Source organism: Bacillus tequilensis KCTC 13622, assembly GCF_000507145.1.
Taxonomy (GTDB): Bacteria; Bacillota; Bacilli; order Bacillales; family Bacillaceae; genus Bacillus; species Bacillus tequilensis.
The window spans coordinates 341107-357026 of the sequence record NZ_AYTO01000041.1 but is presented as its reverse complement, the minus strand read 5'-3'; the positions used below and the strand labels follow the sequence as shown (position 1 = coordinate 357026).

Sequence of the window (15920 nt, the reverse complement as noted above, 5' to 3'; positions counted from 1 at the left end):
GAGGATAATAAATGATTGCTGTAAATAATGTAAGCTTGCGGTTTGCGGATCGTAAGTTATTTGAAGATGTCAATATTAAATTTACCCCAGGCAACTGTTATGGGTTAATTGGTGCAAATGGTGCCGGTAAATCAACATTTCTGAAAGTGCTGTCAGGTGAAATCGAGCCTCAAACAGGCGACGTTCATATGAGTCCTGGCGAGCGTCTTGCTATCTTAAAGCAGAACCATTTTGAGTACGAAGAGTATGAAGTGCTAAAAGTGGTAATGATGGGCCACAAACGCCTGTATGAAGTCATGCAGGAGAAAGACGCCATTTACATGAAGCCTGATTTCTCTGATGAGGATGGCATTCGTGCTGCTGAGCTCGAAGGTGAATTTGCAGAGCTGAACGGTTGGGAAGCGGAAAGTGAAGCTGCAATCCTTTTGAAAGGGCTTGGTATTTCAGAAGATCTTCATACGAAGAAAATGGAAGACCTTGGCGGTTCAGAGAAAGTAAAAGTGCTATTGGCACAGGCGTTATTCGGCAAGCCGGATGTACTGCTGCTTGATGAGCCGACGAACCACTTGGACCTTCAGGCGATTCAGTGGCTGGAAGAGTTTCTGATTAACTTCGAAAACACTGTTATTGTCGTATCCCATGACCGTCACTTCTTAAATAAAGTCTGTACACACATTGCTGATCTTGATTTTAACAAAATCCAAATCTATGTCGGAAACTATGATTTCTGGTACGAATCAAGTCAGCTGGCGTTAAAGCTTTCTCAAGAAGCCAACAAGAAAAAAGAAGAGCAAATCAAACAGCTTCAAGAGTTTGTTGCAAGGTTCAGCGCCAATGCGTCTAAATCTAAGCAGGCTACATCTAGAAAGAAACTTCTCGATAAAATTTCGCTGGATGATATTAAACCGTCTTCCCGCCGCTATCCTTACGTTAACTTTACGCCGGAACGGGAAATCGGAAATGATGTGCTTCGAGTGGAAGGCTTATCGAAAACAATTGATGGCGTAAAGGTGCTTGACAATGTCAGCTTTATTATGAATAGAGAAGATAAAATTGCTTTTACTGGCCGCAACGAACTTGCTGTTACGACGCTGTTTAAAATCATTTCCGGAGAAATGGAAGCCGACAGCGGAACGTTTAAATGGGGCGTCACAACATCTCAAGCGTTTTTTCCAAAAGACAACAGTGAATATTTCGAAGGCAGTGATCTGAATCTTGTAGACTGGCTTCGCCAATACTCTCCTCATGACCAAAGTGAAAGCTTCTTACGCGGCTTCTTAGGACGGATGCTGTTCTCCGGAGAAGAAGTCCATAAAAAAGCGAATGTACTTTCCGGGGGAGAAAAGGTTCGCTGTATGCTGTCGAAAGCAATGCTTTCCGGCGCCAATATTTTAATTTTGGATGAACCGACCAACCATTTAGACTTAGAATCCATTACAGCACTTAATAACGGCTTAATCAGCTTTAAAGGCGCTATGCTGTTCACATCCCATGACCATCAGTTTGTACAGACCATTGCCAACAGAATTATAGAAATTACACCTAACGGCATCGTCGATAAGCAAATGAGCTACGATGAGTTCCTTGAAAATGCTGATGTGCAGAAAAAATTGACTGAACTATACGCGTAATAAAAAAGCAGAGAGATTTCTCTGCTTTTTTTGATACATAGGTATGAAAGGAGAACACGGTATGAAATTTTTAGTAGTCGGAGCAGGAGGAGTAGGCGGGTATATTGGCGGACGGCTTGCAGAGACAGGAAATGATGTGACATTTCTCGTGCGCAAAAAAAGAGCTGAGCAGTTAAAAGAAAGCGGGCTTGTCATCCATAGCGAAAAGGGCGATGTATCTTTTCAGCCCGCATTAATCACTGCCGGAGAAACAGGGCGGTTTGATGTCGTTATCATCGCTTCTAAAGCTTATTCACTTGGGCAGGTGATAGACGATGTCAAACCGTTTATTGATCATGAATCTGTCATTATCCCTTTCTTAAACGGGTATCGCCATTATGAGCAGCTGTTTAGTGTATTTTCAAAAGAACAGGTGCTCGGCGGTTTGTGCTTTATAGAAAGTGCATTAGACAACAAGGGAGACATTCATCATACAAGCGCATCGCATCGTTTTGTATTCGGAGAATGGGATGGCGGACGTACGGAACGAATAACAGCACTTGAAGAGGCGTTTTCAGGCGTGAAGGCGGAAGTCATTATCAGCGGGCATATAGAGAAGGACATTTGGAAAAAGTATCTGTTTATTGCAGCGCAAGCGGGGATCACCACGTTATTTCAACGACCGCTTGGCCCGATTCTCGCAACAGAAGGCGGACGTCACACGGCCCAAACTCTTATCGGAGAAATTGGCGCTATTTTGCGAAAAGAAGGCGTCCCAGTCGATCCGCATCTAGAGGAAGAGAGCTTCCGTACGATGACAAGCATGTCTTATCATATGAAGTCCTCTATGCTTCGTGATATGGAAAACAGACAAACGACGGAAGGAGACCACCTGCACGGCTTTTTGCTTGAAAAAGCAAAGCGTTTATCTCTTGCGGCACCAATATTAGAAACGGTTTATGCCAATCTGCAAATGTATGAAGCAGAAAAATAAAAAGGAGGCGAAAAGCCTCCTTTGTTTATTAAAAAGCCCAATTTCCGTTCCTGAAGATAGGCTCTCTTTTTCCGTCCGCCGTAATTCCGTCGATATTCATATCCTTAGAGCCAATCATAAAGTCCACGTGTGTAATGCTTTCATTTAATCCTTCTTTGACAAGCTCCTCACGAGACATTTGCTTTCCGCCTTCAATGTTAAAGGCATACGCACTCCCGATCGCCAAATGATTTGACGCGTTTTCATCGAACAATGTGTTATAGAAAAGAATATTGGATTGCGATATAGGCGAATCGTAAGGAACAAGCGCCACCTCACCTAAATAGTGAGAACCCTCATCTGTATCCACGAGCTCTTTTAAAATGTCCTCGCCTTTTTCGGCTTTAATGTCGACTATACGGCCATTTTCAAACGTGAGGGTGAAGTTTTCAATAATATTTCCGCCGTAGCTTAACGGTTTTGTGCTTGAGACGACTCCGTCAACCCCGTCTTTTTGCGGCAGGGTGAATACCTCTTCTGTCGGCATATTGGCCATAAACTCATGGCCGTTTTCATTTACGCTTCCCGCTCCTGCCCAAACATGCTTTTTCGGCAGTTTAATGGTTAAATCAGTTCCTTCTGCTTGATAATGTAAAGCAGCGAAATGCCTCTCATTCAAATGGTCAACTTTTTCATGAAGATTTTGATCATGCTTGATCCAAGCTTGAACCGGATTGTCTTCGTTTACGCGCGTTGCTTTAAAAATTTCTTCCCATAGAAGCTGCATCGCTTCCTCCTCTGATCTGCCAGGAAACACTTTTTGAGCCCAGCCTGCTGATGCCGCCCCAACGACAGTCCAGCTGACTTTGTCCGATTGAATATATTGTCTGTATGTATGTAATGCTTTGCCTGCCGCTTTTTGGAAGGCAGCAATCCGCTTGGAATCTACACCTTTTAGCAAGTCTGGGTTTGACGACACAACTGAGATGAAAGCGGCTCCTTTTTTAGCAAGCTCTTCTTTCCCTTTTGCTTCCCATTCAGGATATTCTTCAAATGCTTCAAAAGGCGCGAATTCATATTTTAATTTGGCGACTTCGTCATCCTGCCAATTCACTGTGACATTTTTTGCGCCTTTTTCATATGCATGCTTCACAATTAAGCGGACAAAATCCCGTACATCGGTTGAAGCATTTATGACTACATACTGGCCTTTTTGGACGTTTACGCCGACCTCTACCGCCAGCTTTGCATATGTATTTAATTTCTGTGAAAATGAACCCATGATTCATTCCTCCTCAAGCTTTTTTCTCATCATATCAAATATAATCCTATAAAGGAAAGAAAGGAGGGCAATGTGAAAAACCCAAAACAACATGTTTTGGGTTTTTCGGATTATGGATGATTCAGTTTTACAGTGCTGCCTGCAGGCGAATGGGGCATATTTGCCAAAGAAATGCTCATGCCGCCAAGAATGATTCCGCTTAAAATGGCTGCGATTGCTACTCTTCTTCCTAAATCTCTTAGCATTTGTTTCCTCCTTAACGTTTCTCCATTTCCCACAATATGAAGGGAATGAGGAAAAAAGAAGCAAGAATTTTGCTGAATATGAGATTTTTGCAGGAAAAGACTATTTAATCGCTTTTTGAAGCTTATCAATCACTTCTAAAGAACGGCCTGTGCCGATTGCTACAGATTCAAGCGGGTTTTGCGCCACGTGTACAGGCACGACAATCTCTTCTGTGAGCCATTCTTTAATGCCGTTAAGGAGCGCGCCGCCTCCTGTTAAAATAACGCCGCGGTCAACGATATCTCCGCTCAATTCAGGCGGGCAGTCCTCAAGTGTAGCTCTGATGGCTTCAAGAATGTGCAGGAGGGATTCGCGCATCGCATCTTGAATTTCGTTAGATTGAAGCATTATGGTTTTTGGAAGGCCTGTTACGAGATCACGTCCTCGAATTTCCATTGCGTCTGGAACATGCTCAATCAGTGCATGGCCAATTTCCATTTTTATCTGCTCAGCTGTGCGTTCGCCAATCAGCAAATTGTATTTTTTCCGGACGAAAGAAACGATATCCTCATCAAGCTGATCCCCGCCTATTCTGATTGAGTGGCAGGAAACAACGCCGCCGAAGGAAATGATGGCAACCTCTGTCGTCCCTCCGCCGATATCTACTACGACATTGGCAACCGGCTCATCAACCGGTAAATCCGCTCCGATAGCGGCTGCTACCGGTTCTTCAATTAAGTGAACGTTTTTCGCGCCGCAATTTTTCACAGCATCACTGATGGCGCGGCGTTCTACTGCTGTTGAGCCTGACGGTGTGCAAACGACTACGTTCGGTTTTCTGAACGTCATGCCGATGCTTTTCGCGGCTTTTTTCATGATGTGCTTCAGCAGATCAGTTGTCATATCATAGTCTGCGATAACGCCATCTTTCATCGGTCTCACAGCCACAATTTTCCCCGGTGTTTTACCGATCATGTTTTTTGCGTCCGCTCCGATTGCAAGGACTGCCTTTGTCGTTGTATCCACTGCGACAACAGATGGCTCATTTAAAATAATCCCTTTATTTTTGCTGTAAACAAGTATATTAGCTGTTCCTAAGTCAATCCCAATTTCAGTTGATTGAAACATGTCTTCACCCAATCTCTATCCTGATTTTTATATGATTCTACATTTAAAGTTTCTAAGAAATGAAGCGATTTTTGGGGGTGTGCGTCGAGAAAGAAATGTTTTTGTAAAAAAACGCGGAACCGTGTAACAGAAGTAATACATTTTTCGGTTTTATGGAAAAAATATCTTTTGATTCTCATCGGAAACGGGAAACTTTTTCTAAGTTTCGTACGTCTACGATATATTGAGGTACATCCTTAAACATTACATGAGAAAAGAAACATTTAAAGGAAGAAGGGTTTTTATGAAATCAATAGGTGTTGTGAGAAAAGTTGATGAATTAGGCCGTATTGTCATGCCGATAGAGTTAAGACGGGCGCTGGATATTGCCATAAAAGACAGTATTGAGTTTTTTGTTGACGGAGATAAAATTATCTTGAAAAAGTACAAACCTCATGGCGTTTGTTTAATGACTGGAGAAATTACTCCAGAAAATAAAGATTACGGAAATGGTAAAATTACGCTGAGTCCTGAAGGTGCACAGCTGCTTCTCGAAGAAATTCAAGCCGCTTTAAAAGAATAATATCATGTAAAAAAGGCGGAACAGTACAATCTCCGCCTTTTTTGCGTGCCAATTTCTGATTACCGCCGCCTTATATACGGCATTCATGAACATCAGGTAATGAATGATTTGGGATACTTTACATATTTTACTCAATTATTTGTCGAAGAATGGTACAATAGAGAGAGAAACACAATCGGCAGGTGGTCATATGAGAAAATATCAAGCTCGTATCATTTCCATCGTTTTGGCAATGATTTTTATCATGTTTTGGGATTATTTATTTTATTTTATAGGCAAAAATCCGATTAATTGGCCTGTTGATATTGTGTATACGGCAGTCACGCTGGTAAGTGTCTGGATGCTGGCTTATTATATTGATGAGAAACAGCAGCTGGTTAAGAAAATGAAGGATAACGAATGGAAGTATAAACAGCTTTCTGAAGAAAAAAACCGTATTATGGATAATTTGCAGGAAATCGTATTTCAAACGAATGCAAAAGGCGAAATTACATATTTAAATCAAGCGTGGGCATCAATAACCGGTTTTTCAATCAATGAATGTATGGGAACGATGTATAATGATTACTTCATAAAAGAAAAGCACGTAGCCGACCACATTAACACCCAAATTCAAAACAAAGCGTCTTCCGGTATGTTTACTGCAAAATACATCACAAAGAACGGCACGATTTTTTGGGGAGAAGTTCATTATAAACTTTACTACGACCGTGATGACCAATTTACGGGCAGCCTGGGTACAATGTCAGATATCACTGAACGGAAAGAGGCTGAAGATGAGCTCATTGAGATAAATGAACGGCTGGCGAGAGAATCACAGAAACTGTCAATCACAAGTGAACTCGCCGCAGGTATTGCACACGAGGTCAGGAATCCTTTAACATCTGTCAGCGGTTTCCTTCAAATTATGAAAACACAATATCCGGACAGAAAAGGCTATTTTGACATCATTTTTTCAGAGATTAAAAGAATCGATTTGGTGCTCAGCGAGCTGCTGCTGCTTGCAAAACCGCAGACGATTACATTTAAAATGCATCAGCTTAATGAGATCTTAAAACAAGTCACGACATTACTAGATACCAATGCAATTCTGTCCAATATCGTCATAGAAAAAAACTTCAAAGAGACAGACGGCTGTATCATTAACGGGGATGAAAATCAGCTGAAGCAAGTCTTTATCAATATCATCAAAAATGGGATTGAGGCAATGCCAAAAGGCGGTGTCGTAACGATTTCCACTGCAAAAACAGCCTCTTACGCAGTGATAAGCGTTAAAGATGAAGGAAACGGCATGCCGCAGGAAAAGCTTAAGCTGATCGGCAAACCTTTTTATTCAACAAAAGAAAAGGGCACCGGACTCGGACTTGCGATTTGTTTGAGAATTTTGAAGGAACATGACGGGGAATTGAAAATCGAAAGTGAAGCTGGAAAAGGCAGCGTCTTTCAAGTTGTTTTGCCTTTAACATCAGACGCTGAGAGGGGAAAATAGGATGAACTCGCTTCTGTTTGTATACGGGACATTAAGAAAACATGAAAAAAATCATCATTTGCTATCACAGTCGCCACGTATCAATGAGCAGGCCAGAACAAGAGGATGTCTGTTTGCTGCAAAAGAGGGACCCGCAGCAGTTTTAGAAGATGAAAGCTATATATGCGGTGAGCTATATGAAGCAGATAGCTTATGTATACATAAGCTCGATCAATTTTTTCAAGGTTATCATAAACAAACGGTGCTTGTAGAAACAGATGCCGGGATCAAAACAGCGCTTATCTATTTTAGGAACAAAAGCGAATGTTCTGGCTTCCAAAAAATAAGCAGCGGTGACTGGAAAGAACATCAGATGATCAGCAAATCGCAACATCCTGTTTACTATTTTGCCTATGGGTCTTGCATGGACAATGCACGCTTTCAAAAGGCGGGAGTTGATCAATTTTTTCAAGATCCAGTCGGAAGAGCTGTTTTAAAAGGATACACAACCCGTTTTACGCTAAAAAGGGAAGACGGCTCAAGAGCGGATATGATGGAAGACGGCGGAACGACAGAAGGTGTTTTATATCGTATCCCTTTTTCTGCTCTTTCCTATCTATATAAAAGAGAGGGCGTTGAATCGCTTACGTATCGGCCGGCATTTGTAGACGTTGAAGCGGGCGGCAGGCGCTACACAGACTGCTTAACCTTTCTCGTCCTCCAAAAAGAAGCGGAAATAGCCCCGCCTCAGCACTATCAGATTGAAATTGAACGCGGAGCGGAGATGTATTTGTCACCGAGGTTTGCTGAAAAGCTCAAGCGGCATATGAATTCCCTGCCAAAGGGGTAACGACATTAACACTGTTACAAAAGAATATGATAAAATTTGATCGATATGATGTTAGGTAAAGGAGCACCACTATGAAAAAAGAATTTGCGGTGATTGGACTAGGCCGTTTTGGTGGCAGTATTTGCAAAGCATTAAGCGAAGAAGGCGTCGAAGTTATGGCGATGGATATTGATGAAGATAAAGTCAACGAATATGCCAAGATCGCATCTCACGCTGTTATCGGTGATTCAACTGACGAATCTGTCCTGAAAAATTTAGGTCTGCGGAATTTTGATCACGTGATTGTAGCAATTGGAGAAAATATTCAAGCGAGTATTTTAACGACTCTTATTCTGAAAGAACTTGGCGTTCATACTATAACAGTTAAGGCGCAAAACGATTATCATGAAAAAGTGCTGTCCAAAATCGGAGCGGATCACATCGTCCATCCGGAGCGCGATATGGCAAAGCGAATTGCCCATAACATCGTCTCCAACAACGTACTTGATTATTTGGAGCTGTCTGAAGAGCATAGCCTCGTCGAAATCGTAGCCAACAGCCGCCTGGCAGGAAATACGCTTCTTGATTTAGATATCCGTGCGAAATATGGTATCAATATCGTAGCCATAAAAAGAGGCAAGGAAGTCATCGTGTCGCCGCTTGCGACCGAAGTCATACATCAAGAAGATATTCTCATCGTCATTGGATCAGTTACCGACATTTCCCGTTTTGAAAAAAGAGTTCTTCATACTAAATAGCAAGCAAAACAAGCCGTCCTCAAAGGGCGGTTTTTTATTATTATCAGAATATAACAACTTTAATGAAATGAGCGGCAATTTCTTAAAATTTTATTGACTAAGGATAGGCGTTCCGATAGCATATTGTACCATATAATAAAAAAGAGGAGGGGCCTATTTGAATAAAGAAGCGCTTGTCAATAGGCTGAATGCTTCAGCCCGAAGACAAAAAGCTGATATCGTCATCAAGAACGGAAAAATCATGGACGTATTTAATCAAGAGTGGATTTATGAAGATATTGCGATTACAGATGGAGTCATAGTGGGCCTCGGCGAGTATGAAGGCGAAAACATCATTGATGCAGAGGGACAAATGATTGTTCCGGGTTTTATTGATGGACATGTACATATTGAGTCATCAATGGTTACACCGATTGAGTTCGCTAAAGCGGTGCTGCCGCATGGGGTGACGACCGTTGTTACCGATCCGCATGAGATCGCAAATGTGTCTGGAGAAAAAGGGATAGCATTTATGATTGAACAGGCTCGGCAAACACCGCTGAATATCCATTTTATGCTCCCCTCCAGTGTGCCTGCGGCGAGCTTTGAGCGATCAGGCGCAGTACTCAAAGCTGCCGATTTAAAGCCTTTTTACGAAGAGGAAGAAGTATTGGGGCTGGCTGAAGTTATGGATTATGTGTCGGTTCAGCAGGCTGAAGGAGATATGGTTCAAAAACTGCTTGATGCCCGTGTTGCAGGTAAGCGGATTGACGGTCATTTAGCTGGTTTATCAACAGATCTCATTAACATTTATCGCACTGCATTTGTCTTAAACGATCATGAAGTAACGACGAAGGAAGAAGCTCTTGATCGTATTAGAAGGGGAATGTATGTCATGATGCGTGAAGGATCAGTCGCCAAAAATACTCTAAAAGTGCTGCCGGCGGTGAATGAAAAGAACGCACGCCGTTTCTTTTTCTGTACGGATGATAAGCATGTGGATGATTTATTGTCAGAGGGAAGTGTAAATCATCAGGTGAAAATGGCGATGCAAGCCGGGCTCGACCCTTTTTTAGCCTATCAATTAGGAAGCCTCAATGCAGCCGAATGCTACGGACTAGATACAAAGGGAGCGATTGCTCCTGGCTTTGACGCTGATTTGCTCTTTGTATCTGATCTGGAAAACGTCACTGTCACAATGACGATGGTAAAAGGACAGACTGTTGCTGAAGGCAGTAAAGCTGTCTATCAAGATAGCGCTGCAGCAGCTGTACCAGACCCGGCACTGCTTGATTCTGTTAAGCTTGCTGCCCCTCTTAATAAACAGAATTTTCATATGCCAATCGATCCAAAGCGGAAAATCAATGTCATTCAAATCATTCCAAATCAGCTTGAAACACGATTGATACATGAGCCGGCTCCAGCTGTCCGCGTTTTTGAGCCTGACACTGACCTTGATTTGTTAAAGATTGCAGTTGTTGAGCGGCATAAAGGATTAAAAGAAACAGGACTTGGTGTTGTGAAGGGATTTGGATTCAAAAGCGGAGCGATTGCCACAACCATTTCGCACGATTCCCATAATATGATAGCTGTCGGAACAAATGACGCCGATATGGCAGCTGCAGTAAATAAGCTGCAGGAAATTGGAGGAGGACTAACGATTATAAAAAATGGGGAAGAGCTCCATTCAGTACCGCTGCCGATTGCGGGCTTATTATCCGACCAATCTGCAGAGCAGGTGAATCAAAGCTTGCTGACGCTGCATGAAAAATTGTCGTTAATCGGATTTACAGGCGAATTTAATCCATTTTTGACACTGTCGTTTTTAGCTTTGCCTGTTATTCCTGACATCAAAATGACGACAACAGGGCTATTTGATGTAAAATCATTTCAGCATATATCCCTGCAATAAAAAAAGATGCACTCCTAAGTGAGTGCATCTTTTTTTAAACCTCCATAATGATCGGAAGGATCATCGGACGGCGTTTCGTTTTTTCGTATAAGAATGGCGCGAGCGTATCTGTAATCTCGTTTTTGATTTCAGACCATTGAGTTGTTTTTCGTTCCATCACTTTTTGTAAGTGGTTTGAAATAAGCTCTTGAGCGTCATTGATTAAGTCGCCGGATTCTCTCATGTACACAAAGCCTCTGGAAATCAAATCAGGTCCAGCTGAAATCTTAAAGCCATCCATGTCAATGCTTACAACCACGATGACAAGTCCTTCTTCAGAAAGAATTCTGCGGTCGCGAAGTACGATGTTGCCAATATCACCAATGCCGCTTCCGTCAATGTAGACAGAACCGGACGGGATTTTGCCGGCGACTGAAGCTTCATCGCCTTTAAGCGCCAATACTTCACCATTATCCATGATAAAGCAGTTTTCTTCAGGGATGCCGCAATCTGTTGCAAGTTTAACATGCATCTTTTGCATTCTGTACTCACCGTGAATCGGCATGAAGAATTTAGGCTTGATTAAACGAAGCATCAGCTTCTGTTCTTCCTGTCCGCCGTGACCGGATGTATGAATATCGTTTAGAGGTCCGTGAATAACCTCTGCCCCTGCGCGATACAGCTGGTTAATCGTCCGGCTCACGCTGATTGTGTTGCCTGGGATTGGAGATGAAGAAAATACGACTGTATCCCCGGGATTGATTGAAATCTGACGGTGTGTGCCGTTTGCAATTCTTGATAACGCCGCCATCGGTTCCCCTTGGCTTCCTGTACATAGGATCGTTACTTTATTGGCAGGTATGCGATTGATTTCGTTATGCTCAATAAACGTATTTTTAGGACAGTTAATATATCCGAGAGTTTGTCCGATTTCGATAGCCGATTCCATACTGCGTCCAAATACGGCAACTTTTCTTCCATTTAATACAGCGGCCTCAATTACTTGCTGCAAGCGGTGGATATTCGACGCAAATGTAGCGAAGATAACTCGGCCGTCTACCTTGCGGAAAATGTCATGAATGCTTTCTCCAACTCGGCGCTCAGACATAGTGAACTCAGGGTTTTCACTATTTGTGCTGTCAGAAAGGAGGCACAGAACGCCTTCTTTTCCGATTTCGGCCATTTTCGTCAAGTTTGCCGGCTCGCCGACTGGAGTAAAGTCGAATTTAAAATCTCCAGTATGTACAATGTTTCCTGGCGGTGTTTTTACAACAATACCGTAGGAATCAGGAATACTATGTGTAGTTCTGAAGAATGACACAGCCGTTTTGCGGAACTTTACGATATCATCTTCACCGATAATATTCAGTTTCGTCTGTCTTAATAATCCATGCTCTTCAAGTTTATTCCGAAGTAAGCCGATCGCGAGTTTACCGCCGTAAACAGGAATATTCACTTGTCTGAGCAGGTATGGTATACCACCGATGTGGTCTTCGTGTCCGTGGGTGATAAAAAGCCCTTTAATTTTATCTTCATTTTTGACTAAATACGTGTAATCAGGGATAACGTAGTCAATACCGAGGAGTTCGTCCTCGGGGAACTTGATCCCTGCATCAATCAGCACAATTTCATCCTGAAATTGAACTGCATACGTATTTTTACCGATTTCGCCCAAACCTCCGAGGGCGAAAACAGCAGTCTGATCATTTTTTACAAATTTCATACCGCTCATAACTCCAATACTTTAAAATTTTCGCTCTGTTGTTCATATTCTAAATATGCACCATCAACAGGTGTGATAAACTCAATATTAAATTTCTTTTCTTTCAGTTTTGTTCTGACGTCACGTTCAGATACGCCTTCAATAAAAAGTGAATCTGTCTTTTCCCGAACAGGTACTTCAGCAGCCTTTTCTTGATAAAATACCTTATAAATCATCCAAATCTCTCCTTAAATGCCGTATGTTAGACTCGCTTCCTCTATTATATTCGAAAACGGAATATAAGGAAAGCCTTGAGCAAAATAAGGGCCTACCGAAAAGTGAAGAATCCCTTGTCAGGCAATCGCTTTCTTGCGGAGCATTCCGTTCCATTGTCTTCTGAGTTTCTTTCTTAATTTGCGCAGCATTTGCCTTTCCTCCTTTAATAAACATTTGTCCAGAGTTCTTTTATACACATAGTATACGGAGATTGAGGAAGACTTTTCGTGGTTATTAATGGAATATAATATGATTTTTTGAATGAATGAGTTTGCTGAAAGACAATCTTTTTGTATGATGGGGGTGGGAATTGCAGACCAAGACGATAAAGGGGAAGTTGCGATGGATTCTAAATTAATCTTTTTTGATATTGACGGTACGATATATGATCATGACAAGAATATACCGGAAAGTACGAGAAAAGCGGTGGCGGAGCTGCAGCGCCAAGGTCATCATGTGTTTATCGCAAGCGGGCGGTCTCCGTTTTTGGTTAAGCCGATTTTGGAAGAATTGGGTATACACTCATTCATTTCCTATAATGGGCAGTATGTTGTTTTTGAAAATCAAGTGATTTATAAAAATCCACTCCCTGAAGAGGCAATCAGACGATTACTAAAGCAGGCAGGAGAGGGCAAACATCCTGTTGTGTTTATGGCAGAGGATACGATGAAAGCGACTGTGGCGGATCATCCTCATGTTCTGGAGGGAATCGGCAGCCTTAAAACTGATTATCCAGAAACCGACGAGCTTTTTTATGAAGGAAAAGAAATTTTCCAGCTCCTTTTATTTTGCCAGGATGAAGAAGAAAAAGCTTATGCCGCTTTTCCTGAATTTGATTTAGTGCGCTGGCACGAGTTTTCGACTGATGTTCTGCCGCACGGAGGTTCGAAAGCGGAAGGGATTAAAAAAGTCATCGAGCGTCTCCCGTTTGATATCAGTGAGACATATGCTTTTGGCGACGGATTAAACGATCTGCAAATGATTGAATATGTCGGGACAGGCGTAGCTATGGGAAATGCTGTTCCTGAATTGAAAGAAATCGCAGACTTTGTAACAAAGCCGGTAGACGAGGATGGAATTGCGTTCGCTGTCAAAGAACTGGGCCTTTTAAAATGAAACGGCTGGCACTGTGCCAGCCGTTTTTTTTAGCGATCAATCGCGATTGCATTCTCAGGTTCTTTGAAAGGATTCTCCTTATCGATATGATCATAAAACATAACACCGTTCAAATGATCAATCTCGTGCTGAAACACAATAGCCGGAAATCCTTTTAAACGGATGTCAATGCTTTCGCCTTCAAGCGTTGTTGCCTTTACTCGGATTCGAGCATAGCGGGGAACATAGCCGGGAATGGCTTCGTCGACAGACAGGCAACCTTCACCGCTTGTTAAGTAGCTTTTTTCAACAGAATGGCTGACGATTTTCGGATTAAACAGAGCATAGCTGTATAACTTACCGGAAGCATCCTCAGCATGAACGGCGATCATTCGTTTTTTAATATTAATTTGAGGGGCAGCGAGCCCTACGCCCGGGCGTAAATTGTGTTTTTCGGCTAATTCAGGATTTTGGCTGTTCTTCACAAATTCGATCATGTCGGCCAGCTGCTGTTTTTCTGCATCGGTTGCAGGCAGCTCAACAGGTTTGGCTGTCTCTCTTAGGGCTGGATGGCCGTCACGTACGATGTTTTCCATAGTAATCAAGAAAATTCACTCCTAAAGCTTAATATGTAAATTATATCGGATTTGTTCACAGTGGTGCAACGAAATGAATGACCAGCCGTAGATGGCTGGTCAATTTCATGCTGTGTGGTTAGCAACAGCCTCCGCCTAAATAAGCAGCTCCGACAATGATTAACAGAATGAATAAAACAACGATTAACGCAAAGGTGCGGCCATGTCCGTAACCGCAACCGCCATATCCGTAACCACCATAACCGCAGCATCCTCCGCCGAAACCATATCCAAACATATTGCATTACCTCCTCTTTTAATTACGCCAGAGCCTTTAGAAGTAGGCATAGCGTCTACTATAACCTATGTAAAAACAAAAAAGTTGTATGGTCATCTGCCCTGATTTTTCACTATTTTTGATTTGATTTTAACGTTGCATTCATAAAGTACATCTATTGCCAAATGTGCTTTTGGATTCTATAGTAGAAATTGTCAAGATTGGGGGATTTAACGTGAAAGACGCAATAAAACGGCGGTTCGGAATGAAAATCGGAGCTTTTTGTGCGATGACACTGATGATTACAGGATGCACGGGACAGGACCCGGTTGATTCTCTTCATCATTCATTAGAAAAAGCCGCAGAATCGGAAAAGCCGTTTCAAGAGGAACAGAAAACACTCGAGGATTTAGAGGCGAAAGAAAATCAGCTTTATGGTGATGTCATGAAGCTCAACATGGATGATTATAAGAATATCGTTGCTTTATCTAACGAGGCGCTTGAAAATGTCAATAAGCGCGAAGAACATCTAAAGATTGAAAATGACAGCATGAAAAAATCAGAATCGGAATTTGAGGAAGCAAAAACGTCAGCTGAACATATTAAGGATGAAAACATAAAAGAAAAGGCTGATGCCGCAGCAAGCCATATGGAGAAAAGATATACATCATATGGGTCCATGTATGAAGAATATAAAAAAGCGCTTCAGTTTAATAAAAAGCTGTATAATCAGCTGAAAGACAAAGACTTGACACGAGATGACCTGGAGCGGCAGATCGATAAAGTCAACGCCTCTTATGAAAAGGTCCTCAAATACAGCGGTGAATTTAATGAACAAACAGAAAAATATAATAAAGCCCGGAATGATCTTTATGATGCCGCCGGCTACCACGTGAAAAAGAGCTGATTGATCAGCTCTTTTTTTAATAAACACGATGCCAATTTAGTTCAAAATTTTGAATTCTATTGTAGTACAGTATATCGGTGTATACTAGTACAGTTTTGACTGCCGTCAGCATCTGTTTTTTTTGTAAAAATGTAAAGCGAATACATTTATTTAAAATCAACGATGAAAACGATTGACGGTTCTTCTTGATCTGGTGTAAACTAATCCATGTTAAGCGGTGTTGTATTAGTTTTTTACAACTTCGAAATAATACAGTTCAAAGCAGAGTGTAACCATCCTACATAAAAGGTTTTGGCAAACTGGGGATCGGCTAAATATATACGACTTACTGCTGATACTTTAGGGTACCCTAAGTTTGTATGTATAAAAGGAATGCACGTCTA

Annotated in this window: 16 protein-coding genes; 9 read left to right on the top strand and 7 right to left on the bottom strand. The window is 42.0% G+C overall.

Annotated elements, in window-relative coordinates; all coding sequences use genetic code 11:
• Positions 1–11 precede the first annotated feature (11 nt).
• Together V756_RS0119940 and V756_RS0119935 are read left to right on the top strand one after the other, a co-directional pair.
• Positions 12–1631: an ABC-F family ATP-binding cassette domain-containing protein gene (locus tag V756_RS0119940; RefSeq protein WP_024716216.1), complete on the top strand. Its 1620-nt coding sequence runs from the start codon at positions 12–14 to the stop codon at positions 1629–1631.
• 61 nt (positions 1632–1692) lie between these two features.
• A complete protein-coding gene (locus V756_RS0119935; protein ID WP_024716215.1) occupies positions 1693–2604 on the top strand; it encodes a ketopantoate reductase family protein in 912 nt (303 codons plus the stop codon).
• A 28-nt stretch (positions 2605–2632) separates the two neighbouring features.
• On the opposite strand, the gene V756_RS0119930 is transcribed toward V756_RS0119935, so the two are convergent.
• From V756_RS0119930 to mreBH, 3 genes are all read right to left on the bottom strand, one after another.
• Positions 2633–3865 (bottom strand): aminopeptidase, encoded by a 1233-nt coding sequence (locus tag V756_RS0119930; protein WP_024716214.1) that lies wholly within the window; start codon positions 3863–3865, stop codon positions 2633–2635.
• 110 nt (positions 3866–3975) lie between these two features.
• Entirely contained in the window at positions 3976–4110 is a 135-nt protein-coding gene (locus V756_RS01000000122825) for a protein YkpC (RefSeq protein WP_032682172.1), read from the bottom strand.
• Between the two features lie 100 nt (positions 4111–4210).
• On the bottom strand, positions 4211–5218 hold the full coding sequence (gene mreBH, locus V756_RS0119920) for a cell shape-determining protein MreBH (protein ID WP_024716213.1): 1008 nt from the start codon (positions 5216–5218) through the stop codon (positions 4211–4213).
• Between the two features lie 283 nt (positions 5219–5501).
• On the opposite strand from mreBH, the gene abhA reads away from it, so the two are divergent.
• From abhA to ade, 5 genes are all read left to right on the top strand, one after another.
• The gene (gene abhA, locus V756_RS0119915) at positions 5502–5780 is read left to right on the top strand and encodes a transcriptional regulator AbhA (protein ID WP_024716212.1); all 279 of its coding nucleotides are present in this window, start codon (positions 5502–5504) and stop codon (positions 5778–5780) included.
• 190 nt (positions 5781–5970) lie between these two features.
• On the top strand, positions 5971–7269 hold the full coding sequence (gene kinC / locus V756_RS0119910; protein ID WP_024716211.1) for a two-component sensor histidine kinase KinC: 1299 nt from the start codon (positions 5971–5973) through the stop codon (positions 7267–7269).
• Between the two features lies 1 nt (position 7270).
• Complete coding sequence (locus tag V756_RS0119905; RefSeq protein WP_024716210.1) at positions 7271–8098, top strand: gamma-glutamylcyclotransferase family protein; 828 nt, start codon at positions 7271–7273, stop codon at positions 8096–8098.
• A 71-nt stretch (positions 8099–8169) separates the two neighbouring features.
• Complete coding sequence (gene ktrC, locus V756_RS0119900; protein WP_003222311.1) at positions 8170–8835, top strand: Ktr system potassium transporter KtrC; 666 nt, start codon at positions 8170–8172, stop codon at positions 8833–8835.
• 157 nt (positions 8836–8992) lie between these two features.
• Positions 8993–10726: an adenine deaminase gene (gene ade / locus V756_RS0119895; RefSeq protein WP_024716209.1), complete on the top strand. Its 1734-nt coding sequence runs from the start codon at positions 8993–8995 to the stop codon at positions 10724–10726.
• Positions 10727–10760: 34 nt separating this feature from the next.
• On the opposite strand, the gene rnjA is transcribed toward ade, so the two are convergent.
• The gene (gene rnjA, locus V756_RS0119890; RefSeq protein ID WP_024716208.1) at positions 10761–12428 is read right to left on the bottom strand and encodes a ribonuclease J1; all 1668 of its coding nucleotides are present in this window, start codon (positions 12426–12428) and stop codon (positions 10761–10763) included.
• Positions 12429–12433: 5 nt separating this feature from the next.
• Positions 12434–12643, bottom strand: a complete 210-nt coding sequence (gene rnpZA / locus V756_RS0119885; protein WP_024716207.1) for an RNA polymerase subunit omega 1 — start codon at positions 12641–12643, stop codon at positions 12434–12436.
• Between the two features lie 382 nt (positions 12644–13025).
• Between rnpZA and V756_RS0119880 the strand changes: the two genes are divergently transcribed.
• Entirely contained in the window at positions 13026–13799 is a 774-nt protein-coding gene (locus tag V756_RS0119880; RefSeq protein ID WP_024716206.1) for a Cof-type HAD-IIB family hydrolase, read from the top strand.
• A gap of 29 nt (positions 13800–13828) precedes the next feature.
• On the opposite strand, the gene def is transcribed toward V756_RS0119880, so the two are convergent.
• Both def and V756_RS01000000122820 read right to left on the bottom strand, forming a co-directional pair.
• Entirely contained in the window at positions 13829–14383 is a 555-nt protein-coding gene (def, locus tag V756_RS0119875) for a peptide deformylase (RefSeq protein ID WP_024716205.1), read from the bottom strand.
• Between the two features lie 109 nt (positions 14384–14492).
• Complete coding sequence (locus tag V756_RS01000000122820; RefSeq protein ID WP_032682171.1) at positions 14493–14651, bottom strand: YjcZ family sporulation protein; 159 nt, start codon at positions 14649–14651, stop codon at positions 14493–14495.
• A 214-nt stretch (positions 14652–14865) separates the two neighbouring features.
• Here V756_RS01000000122820 and V756_RS0119865 point away from each other — a divergent pair, with 214 nt between their 5' ends.
• On the top strand, positions 14866–15537 hold the full coding sequence (locus V756_RS0119865; protein WP_024716204.1) for a YkyA family protein: 672 nt from the start codon (positions 14866–14868) through the stop codon (positions 15535–15537).
• Positions 15538–15920: the final 383 nt, after the last annotated feature.